Below are 19,136 nucleotides of genomic sequence, written 5' to 3' on the forward strand. Positions count from 1 at the left end.
AAACAAGAATCTAATTATTACATTTGGCGTTCACCACACAGGTCATTCTTATTTAAACATTTTTGGAAAGAACATACTTTCTGCTCTGAGGGTTATTTTGTTTGTTCAATAAGTGAAGCATCTCCTGATACTATTCGTGAGTATATTCTCAATCAGGGTTAGTCGCTTACATCCCACAGGCTAAAGACCTGTGGGTTTTACGCTCCGTTTTATAAAATAATTGTAGCTTCTCTAATTTTGGTCATAGGATTGGTATTCACATTGACTCATTTTTGAGAAGCTGTAATTTTTATTAGGAATTACTCCTATTTTCGCTTTCCTCCTCTTTCCCCTCTTCGATTAACTCTTCAACTTCTTCTTTTTCCTCTTGGTCTAACGTTTTTACATCTTCTATCTGCTCGTCATTGTGTTTATCAATGTAGAATGTACAACACATCGGAAAGTGATCGGAACATATTGAAGGAAGAATCTTTAAGTCATCAATAAAAACATCAGCACTGTGGTATAACAAGTCCAATGGAATACGGAAAAACCAATACTTCGCATGAAATGTAGCTAAGTATCCACGACCGTATCGCGCATCTATTAAGCCACTAGCTTTCTTAAATAATACAGAAACTCTTGACCAAGCAACGGTATTAAAATCTCCTGTGATTACCACAGGCAATTTTTGCTTTTTTGCTCTTTTAGCTACACATAATAAATCGCCATCCCGTTCTTTGGAAGTTTCTTCTTCCGTTGGACTCGGTGGAGGTGGGTGTACACCAAAGAAAATAAACCGATAACCATCCTCTGTTTCTAATTCTGCTTCTATACTTGGTAAATCATCGGCAACAAAATAATGAACCTGTATATCATGCACTTTCAACTTAGTATAGAAGTGCATGCCATAGGTATTTTCTAAAGCTATTTCCTTAAAATTTGGGTATTCATTCTTGAGTTCTTGCAAAGCATTTTCCCAATCTTGATTACTTTCCATCGTCATAAAAATATCAGGCTTCTCTTTACGAATCATATCGACTAAGCGGTGATATTCAGTGTTAAATTGATAGACATTTACAGAAATTATCTTTACATTTTTTGAGTGCTGGACTGATATTTCGTACTTATTGCTACGCCAAAATTTAGTGAATCGTATAAAAATATAGCAATTGTATCCTATACATATTAGCAACGCGAATAGAATTAAAATGGGGTAAGAAACATCCTTCCACCAAATAATAGTTGCTATCAAAGTGAGTAACTGTAAAAACAACAATTGTGGACGTACAAAATCAGGCACACGAAATACCCAATGCTGATTTCGAATAAATGGTAAAATACTAAGTAAAACTATTATTGATGTAGCAACCCAAATTGTAGAATTCATATAGGAATCTTAAAAATGTTTTATTTGTTGATTTGATACAATGTATCTTATTCTTCGAAACACTCCTTTTTATGCAAAGATTAATCCAAACATTTTTCAAAAGCCATTCGCGCTGAATCTCTAATTATCACGTCACCACAATATTTATAACCTAACTTCTCTAAAATTCGCAACATGGCCATATTATCAAAATTGGTATCCACTTTAATACTATAAATATTTCTTGATTTTGCTAAAGTCTCTATATATTGGAATAGTTGAGTAGCAATGCCCATCCCTTTTGCGCGTGGTGCAGCCGCAACCCGATGAACGACCACATAATCTCGCTCCGTAATCCATTTTCCAGTAATGGTTGCATAATCTGGATCAGCTTCAAAAATCACCGCTCCATATGCCAATATCCCCTTTTCATCAGCTAACACATAAGCCCAATCCTTAGCAATATCATGACGAATGGTATCAGGATTAGGGTATCCATCTTGCCATTGTTTACTGCCATCTTGTTTTCGTCGCTCTATCGCGTATTGAAGAATTGTCCAAATTTCAGCCACTTCAGATTCTAATGCTTTCCTAAATGTCATGGTAGATTTTTCTAAATTAGTTATTCCCGTTTCTCCTGCTTTGAAGTTAATTAAAACTTATTTGAGAACAACGAAAAATAACCTTTTATAACACGATAGAATAGCGTATTTTTGTACTCTTACAAAAAGAACATTATAAATTTCCTAATACATAAAAATGGAACATACACGAATTAAAGAATTATTAAAATCCGAAGAATTTGGAAAAGAGGTTATCGTAAAAGGCTGGGTTAGAACTTTTCGTAATAATCAATTTATAGCAATTAATGATGGTTCTTCAATTAATAATATCCAGGCTGTAGTAGATTTTGAAAATACACCAGAAGAGATTTTGAAAAGAATCACTACAGGTGCAGCAGTTCGTGTAAAAGGTAATTTGGTAGAGTCCTTGGGTAAAGGTCAACGTGTAGAAGTAAAAGCTACCGAAGTATCGATTATCGGTGATTCGGATCCAGAGAAATATCCATTACAACCTAAGAAACACAGCTTAGAGTTCTTACGCGAGATCGCACACTTACGTGTTCGTACAGGAACTTTTAATGCCATTTTCAAAGTGCGTAATGCGTTGTCTTTTGCTATACATAAGTTTTTCCAAGAAAGAGATTTCGTATACTTCCACTCACCTATTATCACAGGTTCGGATGCCGAAGGTGCTGGTGAAATGTTTAGAGTAACAACGCTGGACCCTATCAACCCACCTTTGACAGAAGATGGAAAAGTAGATTTCAAAGAAGATTTCTTTGGAAAATCAACAAACTTAACAGTTTCTGGTCAGTTAGAAGGTGAATTAGCAGCTTTAGCTTTTGGTAATATCTATACTTTCGGTCCTACTTTCCGTGCAGAAAACTCAAATACGACTCGTCACTTAGCTGAATTCTGGATGATCGAACCAGAAATGGCTTTTTATGAGTTAGAAGACAACATGGACTTGGCAGAAGATTTATTGAAATACGTAATCAAATACGCTTTAGATACTTGTCCTGAAGAAATTGAATTCTTGAAAAACCGTTTGTTAGATGAAGAGAAATCAAAGCCACAAGCTGAACGTTCGGAATTGAACTTAGTAGAGAAATTAAACTTCGTATTGGAAAATAACTTTGAACGTTTGACTTATACAGAAGCTATTGATATTTTGAAATCTTCAAAACCAAATCAAAAGAAACAATTCAAATATTTGATTGAAGGTTGGGGAGCTGACTTACAATCGGAGCACGAAAGATATTTGGTAGAGAAACACTTCAAAAAACCAGTAATCTTAACTGATTATCCGCGTGAGATTAAGTCATTCTACATGAAACAAAATGAAGTAGATGCACAAGGTCGTCACACCGTACGTGCGATGGACATTTTGTTCCCAGGTATCGGTGAGATGGTTGGTGGTTCTCAACGTGAGGAGAACTTAGAAAAATTATTGGCGCGCATGGCAGAAGTAGGTATTCCAGAAGAAGAAATGGAATGGTTCTTAGATACACGTCGTTTCGGTTCTGTGCCTCACTCAGGTTTTGGTGTTGGATTCGAGCGTTTGGTATTGTTCACCACAGGTATGACGAATATTAGAGACGTGATCCCTTTCCCACGTACACCGAAAAACGCAGAGTTTTAATAAACGAACATATTACAAAGAGAGTTGTTATTATAGCAACTCTTTTTTTGTAGTACTAAATAGTTTTTAATTTTGACTTTTTACTTTAGGCTATGCTTATAAAAATATATAACGATAATCCGAATCCAAAGGCTATAGACCAAGCCGTTGATATTTTGAAAAAAGGTGGAGTAATCATCTACCCTACCGATACGGTATACGGTATTGGCTGTGACATAACCAATCAAAAAGCTATCGAGAAAGTTTGTCAAATTAGAGGGTTGAAACCAGACAAAGCGAATTTATCTTTTATCTGTTATGACCTAACCGATATTTCCCAATATACAAAACCATTTGACACTACCGTTTTCCGTGTATTGAAAAAAGCATTGCCTGGACCGTTTACCTTTATTTTCAATGCAAGCGGACAAGTTCCCAAATTGTTAAGTTCAAAAAAGAAAACAGTCGGTATTCGTGTACCCGACAATAATATTGTTCGAGAAATTGTAAAACAATTAGGAAATCCAATTGTGACAACCTCTATTCACGATGAAGATGAAATCATAGAATATTCGACAGACCCCGAATTGATTTACGAAAAATACCAAGAAAGCGTAGATTTAGTGATTGACGGTGGCTACGGTGACAATGTCGCTTCTACCGTAGTCGATGTTACAAACGGTGAATTTGAGGTTATCCGCGAAGGAAAAGGAGATTTAGAGCAATATTTATAAAATTTAACAGGCTAACAATGTGCTAGCCTGTTAATTATAAATGGTAACGCTGATTTTGGAATTCCATCGCAGAATAAAACTCATACTTGCGCTTGTCCAAAGGATAGTCCCAACAGCCCATTCTATGAAATATTTCACCGCCAAAACCAGTTTTAAAACGGTATAAGCCATACATCGGGTGTGCAGGATCTGCATCTGGTGAAATACCAAAAAAATCATATTCTGTACAACCTTTTTCACGAGCTATCTGCATGGCTCTCCATTGCAAGGCATACGTCCCCATATAATTTCGATTTTCTGTAGAAGAAGCTCCGTATAAATAAGTTGCGCGATTAGCTGAAACAACCAAAAACATCGCCGCTAAATGCTCATCATCTATATATGCCACCAACATATACACATCAGCAGGAGACTCGGAATTATTCGCACGAGCAGATAGTACAATTCTGAAATAATTGATATCGTGTAAAAAGAAATTGTTTCGCTTTGCTGTCTGCCTATACAGTTCATACCAAATTTCTAAACTCTCCAAACCCAACGATTCTATACGAACACCTTTACGCTTAGCCAAATTAATATTATAGCGCGTTTTAGGTTTCATCTTGCCTAATAATACATCATCAGACTGTGTTAAATTCATGAATATCGTATTCGTTGGCAAAATATCGGTATTTGCTTTACGTAGATTCCCATATTCTGTATTGAAATTTACACGCATCTCTTGCACTCTTTTGGATGGAAAACCTATCCAATTACCATGCAAATCATAACAATCGTCGTCATTTGCCCATTGCGACTGCCAAGACAAATCATAGCGGATTAGGATACAGCTGGGTGGTAAATACCGGCGTAAAGCTTCTGAGAGCTGCTCTAAAAAATAACCTTGTTGTTCTTCTGATGGCTCAGTTTCCGGACCATAGGGTACATAAGCTATACAATGGTCTATATCCAGATTTTGCAGCATAATCAAGAAATCGCCCACCACAAACGCTTCCTCAGAAGGCTGGCAAAATAAATCTTCTGCTTTAGTTCTGAAATTATATGCTAATGAATCTATTCCTTGAAGTTTTTTTACGGTAGACCAATAGGCAGTTTGTTGGATTATACCTGTTTTATAAAGATCTCTGTTATCTTTTTGTTCTAAATCCGCTATCATGATAAACCATTTATTTTCAATAATTTCTTAAAAACACAAATGGTACAAACATAGCCATTAAAGTCATACTTAAACAGATGGATTTGTCAAAATGCAGTAACAAGAGTTTATTAGAAACTTTCTAAACAACAGCGTCTTGGTGTTTTCGTAAATAAGAAACATTAAAGACAACAACTGCCATAAAGATTAGTCCATATGCAAACCCCTGTAGCAAGGTAATGCTTTCATCAAAATAAAATATAGCCAGCAGAAAAGAAATAATGGGATTGATATATAATAACACGCCTACAACCGAAGAATCCAACCCCTTCAGCGCATACATATTGAGGAATAAAGGAATAATTGTAAAGAGGACAGCGATTAATAATACCAACTGAAAAAACAATGCAGAATGAGTCACAGTTTCTCCGGTACTCATTCCCATTGGAATTAAGAAAAAAGAGCTTATCAGAATATGCAGTGTAAGCGTAAAAAATTTATCTAATTTTGTGCTTGCTTTTTGAACCACCAAATATATGGCATAAGATAAGGCAATCACCACACTATACAACATATCCATAAAATGTCCATAAGACAGCATTATGCAACTGAGAACAGCCATACCCACAGCTATCCACTGCCCAATATTTAATTTTTCTTTCAGAAATATGCCTGCTAATACTGTTGTCAGAATTGGACAAATCAAATAAGCCAGAGAGGTCGCATTGACACTCACGGCATTCATCACATAGATGTATAAATACCAGTTTAGCGCAAGCATTATTGCACTAAAGATCGTTGCAGAAATAATTTTGAACCGCTCCTTCGGAATTAATGATTTTATTATAGAAATATTTTCCTTGGTAATTTTGTATCGAAAGGTTAAACTTATAAAGGCAATTATTATGGCTGCAAATGCCACACGATAGGTCAAAATATCTAAAGCCGCATAATTGCTCAAGGGTTTTAAAACCAAACTGAAAACGCCCCAAACTACAAAAGAAAATAAGGCAGCAGCATAATATTTAAACGCCATGAAGGTAGATTAATGTGACTGATTATTTGATTTTAAGCCCTCTTGCCGGGCAGGCAATTACTTTTTTCCGAAAAAAGTAATCAAAAACTCGTCGCTTGAAAATTTTGCACAACTTATATCCATACCTGCAAATGCAAAATTTTGTTAGGCGACATTTATGAATAACAATGTGAGTGCATTCATTTATTTTTATTTGGGAATAGTCTTGTTATAATATTAAAGAATAACAAACTCTTCCACTATCACATTCCCCACATGTTCATTCACACGTCCAATAATCTGTCTACGGTTAATAGCTAGTTCATGCTTCACCACAGCCGATTCGACTTTGACATAGAGTTTTTTATCCTTGATATAGATATGTTGTGTTCTTTTAGCTATGTAAGGACCAATAATCTCTTCCCAAAACGTGACTACGGAGGAATCCTCATATTTGCGGCGCAAGCGGTACACCTCCAACCATTTCTCCACAGCCTGTTTCATGCTGATATCATCACGGGTTGGTATTTCATCCACTTTCTTCTTATATAGCATGCGCATGTCCTCCTTCGACATCAAATATACGTATAGGATGCTGGATTTCGTCAAATATTTTCTGAATTCTGTTAGCGTCTGTATCCGTGATAAATATCTGTCCAAACTCGTCATCCGATACCATCTGCATCAGCTTTTTGGTACGCTTATCGTCCAGTTTATCAAAAATATCATCCAATAACAGCAAAGGCTTGAACTTATTTTGCTCTTGCAAATAAGTATATTGCGCCAGTTTCAATGCAATCAAAAAAGATTTTTGTTGACCTTGAGAACCGAATTTTTTCAACGGCATTTCACCATGAATCGTGAATAACAAATCATCTTTGTGGATACCTTGTGTGGTACGCTCGAGGATTCTGTCTTTTTCTAAAGAAGATTCTAATAGCACCATAAAATCAGCACCATGTAACTGTGAATCGTATACCAAAGTAACTTCCTCTGCGCTCTCTGTCAAATATTGATAATGACGCTGAAAAGAAGGCGTGAAATTCTCCATAAACGTTTTACGCTTTTGGTAAATCACCTCTCCTACCTCCACCAACTGCATATTCAACACTTCCAAAAGCCCAACATCAAAAACACCTTTTTCTTTGATATTCTTTAATAAAGTATTACGTTGCAACAGAATCTTATTGTAGGAAATCAACGTATCCAAATAGCGATTATCCGTTTGTGAAATCACATTATCCACAAATTTGCGACGCTCTTCCGAACCTTCGAGAATAATCAATGTATCATTTGGCGATATCATCACCAATGGAAACTGACCAATATGGTCAGCCAATCTGGGATAGTCCTTTTTATTGCGTTTGAATTGCTTCTTTTGGTTCTTCTTTAAACTACAAGATATTACATCTGGTCGATCATCCCGATCAAATTCTCCCTGTACCATAAAGAACTCCTCTCCCTTTTTGATATGTTGAGAATCTATAGGGTTAAAATAGGATTTGCATAAGGACAGGTAGTGAATTGCATCCAATAAATTCGTCTTACCAGCTCCATTAGCGCCAGTAAAGGCATTGACCTCTGGCAAAAAGGATAAACTAGATTCGGCGTAATTCTTAAAATTTAATACGGAAAGCTGTTTCAACCACATAATACAAAGTAAAACTTAAAAAAGTACAACTCAAAAAAATAGGTTGATTAGTTTTAGACACTAATCAACCTATTCTCATTTGCTAATATGAAAATCTACTTTACTTCTTCGAAATCTATAAATTCACCTGCATTAGGCGCTACTGTACGCTTTTCTTCACGAGGCGGCACATAATCCACCTGTACCTGTCCATTTGATTTATTTTGTTGTTGATTATTGTCTTGATATGTTGATTGTGGACCAAATGGATTTCCGGAAGTATAGGTATAGGTAAAACCTCCTCTACCTTGCTGTGCCTTATTCATCATACGCTCTGTCAACTTTTTCATAGCGTATGGTAATAATAAACGCATAGAAAATTTGAAGACATAATAAAAAGTAATAACTCCTAAAATAAAATATAAAGCTGTCATCTGTATTATCTATTTACCCAAATATATCAAAAACGTAAAAAACTTAAGTCAATGTAATGTCAGACTCAATTCTCTTAACACTATTTAAGATTTTGATTTTAGGATTGCATTATATAATTCTTCTTGACGATGCGTACCTATAATATAAATCAAGCCATCCTTATCTGTCAACCAAACCGCATCTTTTCCACCCGAATAGAAACGTATTTTACCGTTTTTATGTAGATTATAAACTGGATTATTGAAGATGTACGTACTGTAAGGTTTTTTCTCCACCTTCGTAATAGACGACAAATCAATTTTCACCAATCTTGTCGACCATAAACCGCTCAAAACCACGTTCCCATTATATACATCTGTTTTATAATGTACCAAATACATCATCACTATGGATACTACAATGATACAGCTACCAACTATAAAAAACAATTGTCTTGATGGTAAATGATCCACATTAAGGTAGTATACGATAAAACAAAATAAAGCCAAAGTCATGCGGACGCTAATCCAAGTCATGTCTCTCCCTAAAAATTGTCTTTCAACAAAATGTTTTTCTTGACTCATATCGTTTGTAAATTGCAAACTAATTTAAGGACTTTTTGTGTATTATCCCTAATCTTAAATCTTTCGTCCAAGTGGTGATTAACTACCCAGATAATTCGACCATCTCCATTTACCAAAATTGGAACGCGCCTTTTTTCTAAAATATTTATCTTCTTTTGGATAAAATAATCACTCAACTTTTTCTTCCCCTGCATTCCAAGCGGTTGAAAAACATCTCCTTCCTGCCAAGAACGAATAACAAGAGGGAAAACTAATTTTCCAAAATCTATCTTAGCTATATTCTTTTCTTTCAGGACAGAAATATTCTCGCTTAGCTCTGCAGAAAATTCATAATTTACCCAAACAAATTTTTTATCCTCTGAATGGATTAAGATTTCTTCATAATCCTCTAATATGTGTGAAAGCACAACTTCTTCTCTATCTGTAATGAGCTGGTAACTTTCGGCTTCGAACTTTTTTCCAGATTCTTTATATAGATTGTCTAGCAAATCTTGCAGAACATTTTTCTTAAAACCATAGGGTTCGAAGAAGAAATACAATTCATTCAACGAAAGATTGGAAAGGTTTCCTTTACTAATCGACCACGAATCATGACCTCTAGGCAATAACATTTCGTTACGCAGTCGCACCATACTTGAAGACAATACTTCTTGCGAATCGCGCATGCGTTGAATATTCTCATTCATTATAAAAATAAATTCTGGATTGAGTTTTTCCAACTCTGGAATGATATCTAAACGTATTTTATTACGCGCATATTTATTCGAGAAATTAGAAGAATCATCACGAAATGGAATATTTTGTTCTTGAACAAACGCTGTAATTTCTCTGCTTTGAAGAAACAACAATGGTCTCACCACCTTTGAATAGTCTCGCTTTGGTAGAATTCCTTGGAGTCCCTGAAGTCCCGTTCCACGTGACAAGTTAAATAATACAGTTTCTACAGAATCGTTCATATGCTGCGCTACAGCTATTACCGTACAATTCTCCTGCTGACGCAACTCTTCGAACCACGTATATCGAAGTTCTCGAGCAGCCATTTGAATCGACACTTTAGTGGATTCTGAATAGCCTTGCGTATCAAATCTTTTTACATGAATTGGAACAGAATTCTTAGCAGAAAATTCCCGAACCAATGCCTCATCTCCGTCGGATTCTTCTCCTCGTAACTGAAAATTACAATGTGCGACTTCGATGGAATAATTGCAGTGATGAAGTAGCCACAATAATAACATGGAATCGCGCCCTCCACTCACCGCTACAAGGATTTTATCAGCCTTGCTAAACAGCTTATTTTCTTCCACATAACACTCAAATCGGTTGAGAATATCCATATATCAAAAATAGGGATTAAAAATTGATTTTATTTAACAGGAAAAATGATTGTATTAACATTTTTTTGCTATTTAATTATCTATTTTTGCCTTCGTGAAGAAGTATATATCCTTACTCTTATTTATCTTTTCCGTACAAGTTTTGTTCGGACAAATTCCTACACAAGTTAGCGAAGCTAACCGTATGAATTTGGTATCCTCAAGTTCAGGCCGAATCAATGCAAAAACTGGTCACATGACCTTTTATAATCCTGTCTATGAACACAAAGGAAACACCCTTTCTGCTGACAGTGGTTATATCTACGAAAATGAAATTAAACAACAGTTTTTCGAAGCTTTTGGGAATGTAGTCATTACTCAGCCTTCGGGTACCGTTATTTATTCGGACTATTTACATTATGACGCCGCCGCACAACATGCTAAACTTACAGGCAATGTCAAGATGGTAGATAGAAATTCGGTATTAACCACGAATTATCTGACGTATAATATGCGCTCAAAAATCGGAACGTATACGGGAGGGGGTCGGATTATCACGCAAACTGACACCATCACTTCACGGAATGCTTATTATTTCGAAAATTCTGGAGATGCTTATTTCCGTTATAAAGTAATTGTGAGAAATCCTTCGGTTAAGGTTTACACCGATACTATGCGGTATAACAGCATGACTAAGGACACCTACTTTTTTGGACCAACAAATATCAAAGGCAATAAACAAGAAAACTTATATACAGAGAAAGGTGTATACAATACGGCTACAGGTATCGCTAATTTCAATAAGAAAAATTTATATACCGAAGGCAGCCGATTTCTAAAGGGTGATAGTCTTCATTATGAACGTGCTACAGGTATAGGTAAAGCCTTTCGGAATGTGGTGTTCGTGGATACCTTGGACAAGTTTTATGCTTATGGAGGGAAGGGAGAATATAAGCAAGACGAAGAATCTATTTTGATGACTGAAAAGCCGTATATCATTACGGTGGTTAAAAATGATTCGGATAGTACAGCATCAGATTCTACGAAAGTTGAACCTCCTTTAATGGCTAGTACGGAAAGCAAGAAACCAAACAAAAAAGAAGTTCAGACGAATAAAGAGAAAAAGTCAACTGAAACTAAAACTTCGGAAAATGAAGTTACAAATTATATTGAAAAGCCCACTGTAGATCCTAAACCAGAACCTAAAATAGATTCGGTCTACATGACTGCAGACACCTTATATTCGCGAATGATTCTTGCTAAAGAATACATTCCATTGGACTTAAAATTAGATCGAAATGGTGGCGAGATGTTGGATGAAGACGAAGAAGATTATGGAGATGACGATGATACGGGTGAAAACACATTAACTGATTCTACGCAAGTGCAAGGAGCTGATCCATTAGCCAAAGTAGAAAAAACAGAAGGAAGAACATTGCAAAAAGCTACCAATGCTGTTAAAAAAGCTGCTCCTAAGGTTACTAGTAAAACTACAGCAAACAATAATCATGGTGAAGGAAGGAAAGAAATTGAGCACACTTTGAAAGCTGATTCTATTCTTCGTCAAAAAGCTGTTGTTCCCATAGCAGGACATGCAGACACTGCCATCAATCAAGCATTGAAAATTGCGCAACAGGCTGATACAAATTTGACTAAAAAAGAAATTTCAGATACGTCTCGTACCCGTATAGTAAAAGCTTATTATAATGTGCGATTGTTCAAATCCGACCTGCAGGCAGTAGCGGATTCTGTATATTATGGCATGCAGGATTCTATGTTTCGCTTTATGGGAAGACCAATGATTTGGGCTCAAGATTCTCAAATATCGGCAGACACTATATACATGCAGATTGTGAATCAAAAAATGGATAATGCGCTTTTGAAAGAAAATGCTTTTATGGTGAACGCATTGTCCGATTCCACAAAATTCAACCAGCTTAAGGGACGTAAGATTACGGCTTTCTTTGCTAATAATAATATTGAAAGACTATTTGTAGATGGTAATGCTGAGAATCTGGTGTTCTCTCAAAATGATAAAACAAAAATTATCACGGAGATGTTTCATGATCGTGGTGGACGAATTAAAGTGTACATGGAAGATAAGAAAATTATTGACTATGTGACCATTAAGAAGGTAGATCAAAAGGTGTATCCTTTTAGCTTGGTAACGCAAGAAAATGAAATTTTACCTGGATTTGTTTGGCGACCGCAAGATAGACCAAAATCGAAAGAAGATCTATTAAACCGAAAACGAGAGCTTCCAAAAGACAATGATACAACGGATGCTAAAGGTGATAAAAGTGAGAAAGAAGAAGTCGAAGTAAAAGGTAAACCAATCGAAAAGAAAAAACAGATTGAAGAAATTTCAGAAGAAATCGAACCATAAAAACAAGAAGCTCATCAATTTGATGAGCTTCTTGTTTTTATAAACTTTCTTATCATCCCTACTTAGACAAGGAGATAAGTTTTAATTTTTATTTATACACTAATAGTTTTTTAAAAACTCTGCTAGTTTAGAGACAGCAATTGCGCGGTGGCTAATCGCATTTTTCTCTTCAGAGGACATTTCAGCGAAGGTCATATCATAGCCATTCGGAATAAAAATAGGATCGTAACCGAAGCCCTTCTCACCTTTTCTTTCCTTTATAATCTTACCTTCAATAGCTCCTTCAAAGAAATGTTGTTGCTCATTAAAATACAAAGAAATCACTGTTTTGAAACGTGCTGTTCTATTTGGATTATCACCTAATTTCTCTAATACGAATTCAATGTTCTTTTCCATATCGCGTGTTCCTGAATAACGTGCTGAATATACACCAGGCTCTCCATTCAAAGCATCTATCTCTAGTCCTGAGTCATCACCAAAACAGTATAAACCATATTTGTCCACTAAATAATCAGTTTTCTGTTTTGCATTTTCTTTAAAAGTTACTCCTGTCTCTGGAATATCGTCTTGACAACCTATATCACTTAAAGATTTCAATACAAACTTATCTCCTACAATAGCTTGCACTTCTTCAAGCTTATGGGCGTTATTCGTCGCAAATACTAGTTCTAACATGCTGTAAAAGTATAAAGTAAAAAGGTAGAAGTCAAAAAAGAAATAAGAAGAAGTGATAAATCAAAAGTAAGAAATAAGAAAAATCTCAATTCTCATATCTCACTACTCAATTACCAATAAATGTCTTAAATTCTCCCCAGAAAAGTTTCTTTTTATTGACATCGGCAAACATCTCTTCAAATGAAAAAGTATTAAACACAGTAGCAATACGACCTTTCATATATGAATTGTGTGTGATTTCTGGAAGTTTTAAGGAAGCGGGTTCGACGCCTAACAATGTGATTTTCTTAGGCTCGAAGAAAGCCATAATACGTTTAAAGTCATTTGGATTTTGAGGATTCGCCAAATTGACTATAGCTACATTTTCTGGAGTAAGCTGCAATGCTCCTATGGTTTTGATAAAAGCTTTTTCTGCCGCAGGCGAGAAATATGGATAAGAAGGATACCTCAGAATAAACAATACTCCTGTACTTTTATCCCCCTGAAAAACAAACTCTTCTGAAGACGAATCCCAATTTACAACAGCAACAGATGATGAAGATGCTACTCCAGAATTTTCATCCACAGTAAAACCAGTAGAAAACAAGGTTTCATTCATCAAAGCTTGCAAAGCAATAGGGTTATCAGTAAGAAGGTTGCTCATTGTCATTAGATTAACAGATATTAGATAATAGATGTTAGACAATAGATATTAGATTGAATATACTTCTTTTTTTGAACTCCTAGAAGTAAAGATATGAGATACAAGAAAAAATCTCATATCTCATATTCTAAATACTAATATCTAAACTATTGTCCCAAGATCCAAGCGAACACCAATGGCGCTACGATAGTAGCATCGGATTCAATCATGAATTTTGGCGTATCAATATCTAATTTACCCCAAGTTATTTTCTCATTAGGAACAGCACCTGAGTACGAACCATAAGAAGTTGTAGAGTCAGAAATCTGACAGAAGTAAGACCAGAAAGGAACATCTTCCCATTCTAAATCTTGGTACATCATAGGTACTACACAGATAGGGAAGTCACCAGAGATACCACCAGCAATTTGGAAGAAACCAACACCTTTACCTTCTGAATTAGCACGGTACCATTCTGTCAAGTAAATCATGTATTCAATACCTGATTTCACAGTAGAAGCTTTCAAGTTACCTTTGATCACATTTGCCGCGAAGATATTACCTGTAGTAGAATCTTCCCATCCCGGACATACGATTGGTAAATTTTTCTCAGCAGCCGCTACGATCCAAGAATCTTTAGGATCGATTTCATAGTATTGCTCCAATACGCCAGAATTAACTACTTGATATAAAAATTCATGTGGTAAGTAACGTTCACCTTTAGCTTCAGCAGCGTGCCATACATCTTCCAAGTGTTGTTGAAGACGACGAAATGCCTCTTCTTCAGGGATACAAGTATCTGTAACACGGTTGAAGTGTGTATCTAATAATTCGCGCTCTTGCTCTGGTGTCAAATCACGGTAGTTAGGAATACGTTTGTAGTGCGAGTGCGCTACCAAATTCATCACATCCTCCTCTAAGTTTGCACCTGTACACGAGATAATATGTACTTTATCTTGACGGATCATCTCCGCTAAAGAAACACCTAATTCAGCAGTTGACATAGCACCACCTAATGAGATCAACATTTTACCACCTTCTAGTAAATGTTGTTCATATCCTTTAGCTGCATCTACTAATGCGGCAGCATTAAAGTGACGGTAATTGTGCTCAATAAATTGACTAATTGGACCTTTTTGTGTACTCATCTTTTTCTATTTTTAATAAGTAGCACAAAGGTACTGATTTAAATTTATTTAAAGCCCTTAAGCCTGGGAAAGCATTCCCTCGCAGCAATTTTTTAACAAATGATAAAAAGACTATTTACGTTGGTACGTTACTTTCTCTGTTTTTGCTGTTCTCGTTTCAACATTAAAGGTATTACCAGCATTTGGATTCGAAGGTCTAGACGGAATATTCGTATAAACTATATTGCCTTTACGGTCATAATCTTGTTGGAAAATCTCTAATTTATCATTTTGAAGACTAAATTTAAATTTGAAAGATCTACCTCGTAAATGATCAAAAGGTAATGTATTCGTCAATTCAGGATCTATATACAGATTATTTGAAATGGTCTGTTTCATTCCATCAAAATAAACTTCTTTGACATTGAAAAATATACTGTCATTTTTCAACATATAAGTTCCTCTATTTTCTTCTTCTTTAGCTGTATAATGAGGATAATTCAACAACAACCTAACTTCCTTATTTTCTAAAAAGATTATCTTTTTATAGATTGCTCCTGACATAGTTACATCAGTTCGGTTTATAGTAGTTTCTTGTGGATCTGGGCAATTAGAGCAATAATTATATTCATAATAATTATTGAAGTTCCACTCACCTACAAATGAATCTTCAATAGTTTCATCTTTTTTACAAGAAGAGAAAACAAGTAATGCGAAAAACAATAAAAAATAGTGGTTCATATAACCGACAGACTATTATTTAGATTAACATATTCAAATATAAAGAAAAATCACTAAATGTGTTATATATTTTTAAAGGGATTTCGCGGAGTATAAGAAAATAAATTTAATTTTGATTCCTAATAAAACTAACCGAAAAAAAATGAACACACCCTTGCTAATTGATAAAATCAAAATAGGAAATATTGAATTTGAGGCTTATATCATTAAAGATGAAAATAACTTAGAGGCCTTTGTTATTTATTTTCAAGGTGAAAAAGAACCGTTAATAATGTTCCAACAAGTGGCAAGTAATTATAAAGTTGAATTAAAAATTAACGAAGATTTGGTCGATAAACTTCAACAATTCAAATCAAAAGACCCTCAACAAAGAAAAGAGCATTTCAAAATATTCCAAGAATTTGCATTAAATGCTGAGCAGAAAGCTAAGGAAATAGCTTTTCAAGATGCACGATTAATTTATTTTTCGGATATCCAATTAATCAAAAGTATCGAACAAGCCTTTTTAGTAGACTAATTATTTACGTTTCAGCAATTTTGAGAAGAAAAAGTAAGCAGCAGTCAAAAATACTGCAATCACAATAAGTACGATAACTTCTTCTTTTCCAATTCCCCAAGACATTGTATTCATAGTTCAAAACTATATAAAATGGGTGATTAAATCACCCATTTTTAGTTTATTATTTTTTCTCAATTTTTGCGGTGTACGCTCCCGGAGTAAGATCTAATGTTAAATCATACAAACCAGCTGAAGCAACCTCTATATCCGCTCCACCTTGTGTAATTTCATTTGGAGTTCCTCCGAAATTTATTGCCCAATCATCGTTGGCTCTAAATTTTATTTTTCCAACTTTTAAGTTTAGAGACACTTTCCATACATAAGTTCCTTTTCCACCTTCGAAAGTCATATCCGTATCGCTGTCCCATCCACCTGGCGTAGCATCACCGATCACTCCCATTGATAGTTTTAATGTTTCATAGGTTAGATTTTCAGCATCCATACGGATTCGATAGAAACCATTGATAGGGACAGTCAAGTTACCCGCTTCTTCATCTTGTGAAATAGTTCCAGGAGTGTCTCCTAAACCATATCCGCCTGTCCAATCTACATTTGTTGGTAAGAATTTAAAGCCTCCATCAGCAGTCAAGTATTCAAATGTTTCAAATGTAGTTTTACTATCTTCACCATATAATGTCATAGCTACCGCATTGGTAGGTTCCCAACCTGCTCCAGTAGACCCACCTACGACAAACATTTGTGGGTTACTTTCTTCGAAGGTTATTGGATGCGTTTTAGTCACTGTTTGTCCCCCCGATTGATAGGTTATTTTAAGGTTTGCTTCTCCTATATAGCTTTCATCCAAAGGAATATTAAATTCTTTTTCTGTAATATTTTGATTAGGCTCTACCGCAATTTGTTCTGTAAGCAATACTGTTCCATCTTTCTCAATACTAAATTCAAAGGTATTCACATTCATTGCTATGAAACCTACTTTCAGCTTCTTACCTATCTGGATAGTTGATACTGTACTTTCATTTATTGAAACAATTTGATCGTCAATGCTATGTTCTACCTTTTTACAGGCATTAATACCTAAGAGAAGTAGACCACATAAACCAATTGCTAAAAATTTATATATTGTTTTCATAACATTCATAATTAGTAACCTGGATTAGGTGTTAGATTTGTGTTATTTGCCAACGCTGTCGCTGGTATTGGAAATAGGCGCTTATATGTCTCTGCTGTGTTTGCTGGCTTAAACAACATGGCATCTTCCCATTTGCCGAAGCGAATCATATCTGTTCGACGCGTTACTTCAAATGTAAATTCCAACCCACGTTCTTTATATATAGCATCTAAATTCAATGTTGCAGTTGTAAAATGTTTCTCTGGATTTACTGGGAAAGCACGTTTGCGCACTTGATTAGCTGCTTCTACAGCTTGTGCAGCAGTGCCATTTGTTGCACCTCGCAAGATAGCTTCAGCTTTCATCAATAAAACATCGGCTAATCGGAAAACCACTACATCATTACCTGCATCACTGCCAATGTGATTTTTATCTGGTTGGTATTTCACACAGCGTGCACCCGCCAAACGACCACCATCATCTGCGCCACCAATATCAAAATCAGAACCTGGCAATAGATTATAGCCATTAGGATTTATCACTATATTGATCCCATTGTAGATTAATGGTTGACCTGTGGAATTATATTGCTGCCCATATAACCATTGTTGCTTACGATTGTCTAAATCTTCAAATAAATTGAAATATGCGGGCTGCGCACTCCATCCATTCCATGGATTACCATTCAACTCAAATGTTTGGCGATGCGCATAATGCAATACTTTGTTGAATAAGGCATTACCTTTTGCTCTTGATGCATCAAATGGAATTGAAAAAATTGGTTCTGGACTGTCCGCACCATTATCTGCTTTAAATTGAGCTAAGAAATCATTTTCTAGGGAATATTTCTCTGACGCAATTACAGCATTCGCATTTTCTACAACTTTGTTCCATTGCGCTGTACCTGTGTATACTTGCGCATTGAGATAGGTTTTTGCTAATAATGCGTGCGCAAACCATTTTGTAGGTCTTCCATAAGTTGCTAAAGATTTTTCTTCACTCAATAACGGTAGATTTTCCTCCAATTCTGAAACAACAAATTCAAATATTTGCGCACGAGGCGTTGTACTTGGCAACTCCGTACCTGTATCAAAAGACGTTACCAACGGAATATTTCCATACGCATCCATCATCAAATAATAGTACCAAGCACGCATAGTTTTAATTTCTGCTAATGTTTGGTTCTTTTGTTCTGAATCTTCAGATTTTTCCAACACACTCAACACTCGATTACATGTACCGATAGCATTGAAGCCCCAATTCCAAGCATTACGAACGACTTCGTGCGACGGCGACCACGTATGAAAATGCATATCACGCCATTTACCACCATCAAACCAGTCACCACCACGTGTCGGAATAATCACTTCATCCGAGCCTGCGGTCTGTAAATCAAAGTAATCCCCAAAATATCCCCTAGCCGAAGTATATACAGGCCCCGTAACCGCAACAAACTGCTCAGGCGTTTTTGGAAAAGTATCTTCTGTGTAAGATGAATAAACTTTATCATCGAATTTGGTACACGAGGCGCCAAAAAATGTAAGTCCAGCCAACAGAAATATATGTAGTTTATTATTTTTCGCTTTCATATTATTTACGT

The 19,136-nt window shown here is 35.6% G+C and carries 20 protein-coding genes; 5 read left to right on the top strand and 15 right to left on the bottom strand.

The genetic code is table 11. The features are described 5' to 3' along the window. Positions 1–21 precede the first annotated feature (21 nt). Complete coding sequence (locus G5B32_RS04940) at positions 22–162, top strand: transposase (RefSeq protein ID WP_410528458.1); 141 nt, start codon at positions 22–24, stop codon at positions 160–162. A 130-nt stretch (positions 163–292) separates the two neighbouring features. On the opposite strand, the gene G5B32_RS04945 is transcribed toward G5B32_RS04940, so the two are convergent. Then, the gene (locus G5B32_RS04945) at positions 293–1,369 is read right to left on the bottom strand and encodes an endonuclease/exonuclease/phosphatase family protein (RefSeq protein WP_165290442.1); all 1,077 of its coding nucleotides are present in this window, start codon (positions 1,367–1,369) and stop codon (positions 293–295) included. Between the two features lie 80 nt (positions 1,370–1,449). Next, positions 1,450–1,950, bottom strand: coding sequence for a GNAT family N-acetyltransferase (locus tag G5B32_RS04950; protein WP_165290443.1), 501 nt, complete (start codon positions 1,948–1,950; stop codon positions 1,450–1,452). A 157-nt stretch (positions 1,951–2,107) separates the two neighbouring features. Between G5B32_RS04950 and asnS the strand changes: the two genes are divergently transcribed. After that, positions 2,108–3,553 (top strand): asparagine--tRNA ligase, encoded by a 1,446-nt coding sequence (gene asnS, locus G5B32_RS04955; protein ID WP_165290444.1) that lies wholly within the window; start codon positions 2,108–2,110, stop codon positions 3,551–3,553. Between the two features lie 92 nt (positions 3,554–3,645). Next, on the top strand, positions 3,646–4,266 hold the full coding sequence (locus tag G5B32_RS04960; RefSeq protein ID WP_165290445.1) for an L-threonylcarbamoyladenylate synthase: 621 nt from the start codon (positions 3,646–3,648) through the stop codon (positions 4,264–4,266). Between the two features lie 34 nt (positions 4,267–4,300). Here the strand turns inward: G5B32_RS04960 and G5B32_RS04965 are convergent, their stop codons facing one another. From G5B32_RS04965 to tilS, 7 genes are all read right to left on the bottom strand, one after another. Then, on the bottom strand, positions 4,301–5,422 hold the full coding sequence (locus G5B32_RS04965; RefSeq protein WP_165290446.1) for a lipid II:glycine glycyltransferase FemX: 1,122 nt from the start codon (positions 5,420–5,422) through the stop codon (positions 4,301–4,303). 121 nt (positions 5,423–5,543) lie between these two features. Continuing rightward, positions 5,544–6,437 (bottom strand): EamA family transporter, encoded by an 894-nt coding sequence (locus G5B32_RS04970; RefSeq protein ID WP_165290447.1) that lies wholly within the window; start codon positions 6,435–6,437, stop codon positions 5,544–5,546. A 216-nt stretch (positions 6,438–6,653) separates the two neighbouring features. After that, positions 6,654–6,971 (bottom strand): DUF721 domain-containing protein, encoded by a 318-nt coding sequence (locus G5B32_RS04975; RefSeq protein WP_165290448.1) that lies wholly within the window; start codon positions 6,969–6,971, stop codon positions 6,654–6,656. Next, a complete protein-coding gene (recF, locus tag G5B32_RS04980; RefSeq protein ID WP_165290449.1) occupies positions 6,961–8,067 on the bottom strand; it encodes a DNA replication/repair protein RecF in 1,107 nt (368 codons plus the stop codon). The genes G5B32_RS04975 and recF overlap by 11 nt, the downstream gene beginning before the upstream one ends. Positions 8,068–8,162: 95 nt before the next feature. Then, a complete protein-coding gene (locus G5B32_RS04985; RefSeq protein ID WP_165290450.1) occupies positions 8,163–8,480 on the bottom strand; it encodes a DUF4834 family protein in 318 nt (105 codons plus the stop codon). 84 nt (positions 8,481–8,564) lie between these two features. Beyond that, positions 8,565–9,044 (bottom strand): hypothetical protein, encoded by a 480-nt coding sequence (locus G5B32_RS04990; RefSeq protein WP_165290451.1) that lies wholly within the window; start codon positions 9,042–9,044, stop codon positions 8,565–8,567. After that, on the bottom strand, positions 9,041–10,378 hold the full coding sequence (tilS, locus tag G5B32_RS04995; RefSeq protein WP_165290452.1) for a tRNA lysidine(34) synthetase TilS: 1,338 nt from the start codon (positions 10,376–10,378) through the stop codon (positions 9,041–9,043). Before tilS ends, G5B32_RS04990 begins: the two co-directional genes overlap by 4 nt. A gap of 94 nt (positions 10,379–10,472) precedes the next feature. On the opposite strand from tilS, the gene G5B32_RS05000 reads away from it, so the two are divergent. Continuing rightward, positions 10,473–12,743 carry an OstA-like protein gene (locus G5B32_RS05000; protein ID WP_317166086.1) on the top strand — a complete coding sequence of 757 codons (2,271 nt, stop codon included), beginning with the start codon at positions 10,473–10,475 and terminating at the stop codon, positions 12,741–12,743. A gap of 99 nt (positions 12,744–12,842) precedes the next feature. On the opposite strand, the gene G5B32_RS05005 is transcribed toward G5B32_RS05000, so the two are convergent. From G5B32_RS05005 to G5B32_RS05020, 4 genes are all read right to left on the bottom strand, one after another. Then, positions 12,843–13,418, bottom strand: coding sequence for a non-canonical purine NTP diphosphatase (locus tag G5B32_RS05005; protein WP_165290453.1), 576 nt, complete (start codon positions 13,416–13,418; stop codon positions 12,843–12,845). Between the two features lie 106 nt (positions 13,419–13,524). Beyond that, positions 13,525–14,061, bottom strand: a complete 537-nt coding sequence (locus tag G5B32_RS05010; RefSeq protein ID WP_165290454.1) for a hypothetical protein — start codon at positions 14,059–14,061, stop codon at positions 13,525–13,527. 146 nt (positions 14,062–14,207) lie between these two features. Further along, positions 14,208–15,188, bottom strand: a complete 981-nt coding sequence (locus tag G5B32_RS05015) for a deoxyhypusine synthase family protein (protein ID WP_165290455.1) — start codon at positions 15,186–15,188, stop codon at positions 14,208–14,210. A 111-nt stretch (positions 15,189–15,299) separates the two neighbouring features. Further along, positions 15,300–15,908 (bottom strand): hypothetical protein, encoded by a 609-nt coding sequence (locus tag G5B32_RS05020; RefSeq protein ID WP_165290456.1) that lies wholly within the window; start codon positions 15,906–15,908, stop codon positions 15,300–15,302. Positions 15,909–16,020: 112 nt separating this feature from the next. Here G5B32_RS05020 and G5B32_RS05025 point away from each other — a divergent pair, with 112 nt between their 5' ends. Then, positions 16,021–16,425 (top strand): hypothetical protein, encoded by a 405-nt coding sequence (locus G5B32_RS05025; protein ID WP_165290457.1) that lies wholly within the window; start codon positions 16,021–16,023, stop codon positions 16,423–16,425. A gap of 163 nt (positions 16,426–16,588) precedes the next feature. Here G5B32_RS05025 and G5B32_RS05030 read toward each other — a convergent pair whose 3' ends face one another. Next, the gene (locus G5B32_RS05030) at positions 16,589–17,557 is read right to left on the bottom strand and encodes a SusF/SusE family outer membrane protein (RefSeq protein WP_165290458.1); all 969 of its coding nucleotides are present in this window, start codon (positions 17,555–17,557) and stop codon (positions 16,589–16,591) included. A gap of 11 nt (positions 17,558–17,568) precedes the next feature. Further along, entirely contained in the window at positions 17,569–19,125 is a 1,557-nt protein-coding gene (locus G5B32_RS05035; protein WP_165290459.1) for a RagB/SusD family nutrient uptake outer membrane protein, read from the bottom strand. Positions 19,126–19,136: the final 11 nt, after the last annotated feature.

Origin of the sequence: Sphingobacterium sp. SGL-16 (assembly GCF_011043515.1) — a bacterium.
GTDB lineage: Bacteria > Bacteroidota > Bacteroidia > Sphingobacteriales > Sphingobacteriaceae > Sphingobacterium > Sphingobacterium litopenaei.

Excerpts from the sequence above, each read along its gene's own strand:
- G5B32_RS04945 (WP_165290442.1), bottom strand. The coding sequence starts at position 1,369 with ATGAATTCTACAATTTGGGTTGCTACATCAATAATAGTTTTACTTAGT.
- G5B32_RS04950 (WP_165290443.1), bottom strand. The coding sequence starts at position 1,950 with ATGACATTTAGGAAAGCATTAGAATCTGAAGTGGCTGAAATTTGGACA.
- asnS (WP_165290444.1), top strand. The coding sequence starts at position 2,108 with ATGGAACATACACGAATTAAAGAATTATTAAAATCCGAAGAATTTGGA.
- G5B32_RS04960 (WP_165290445.1), top strand. The coding sequence starts at position 3,646 with ATGCTTATAAAAATATATAACGATAATCCGAATCCAAAGGCTATAGAC.
- G5B32_RS04965 (WP_165290446.1), bottom strand. The coding sequence starts at position 5,422 with ATGATAGCGGATTTAGAACAAAAAGATAACAGAGATCTTTATAAAACA.
- G5B32_RS04970 (WP_165290447.1), bottom strand. The coding sequence starts at position 6,437 with ATGGCGTTTAAATATTATGCTGCTGCCTTATTTTCTTTTGTAGTTTGG.
- G5B32_RS04975 (WP_165290448.1), bottom strand. The coding sequence starts at position 6,971 with ATGCTATATAAGAAGAAAGTGGATGAAATACCAACCCGTGATGATATC.
- recF (WP_165290449.1), bottom strand. The coding sequence starts at position 8,067 with ATGTGGTTGAAACAGCTTTCCGTATTAAATTTTAAGAATTACGCCGAA.
- G5B32_RS04985 (WP_165290450.1), bottom strand. The coding sequence starts at position 8,480 with ATGACAGCTTTATATTTTATTTTAGGAGTTATTACTTTTTATTATGTC.
- G5B32_RS04990 (WP_165290451.1), bottom strand. The coding sequence starts at position 9,044 with ATGAGTCAAGAAAAACATTTTGTTGAAAGACAATTTTTAGGGAGAGAC.
- tilS (WP_165290452.1), bottom strand. The coding sequence starts at position 10,378 with ATGGATATTCTCAACCGATTTGAGTGTTATGTGGAAGAAAATAAGCTG.
- G5B32_RS05005 (WP_165290453.1), bottom strand. The coding sequence starts at position 13,418 with ATGTTAGAACTAGTATTTGCGACGAATAACGCCCATAAGCTTGAAGAA.
- G5B32_RS05010 (WP_165290454.1), bottom strand. The coding sequence starts at position 14,061 with ATGAGCAACCTTCTTACTGATAACCCTATTGCTTTGCAAGCTTTGATG.
- G5B32_RS05015 (WP_165290455.1), bottom strand. The coding sequence starts at position 15,188 with ATGAGTACACAAAAAGGTCCAATTAGTCAATTTATTGAGCACAATTAC.
- G5B32_RS05020 (WP_165290456.1), bottom strand. The coding sequence starts at position 15,908 with ATGAACCACTATTTTTTATTGTTTTTCGCATTACTTGTTTTCTCTTCT.
- G5B32_RS05030 (WP_165290458.1), bottom strand. The coding sequence starts at position 17,557 with ATGAAAACAATATATAAATTTTTAGCAATTGGTTTATGTGGTCTACTT.
- G5B32_RS05035 (WP_165290459.1), bottom strand. The coding sequence starts at position 19,125 with ATGAAAGCGAAAAATAATAAACTACATATATTTCTGTTGGCTGGACTT.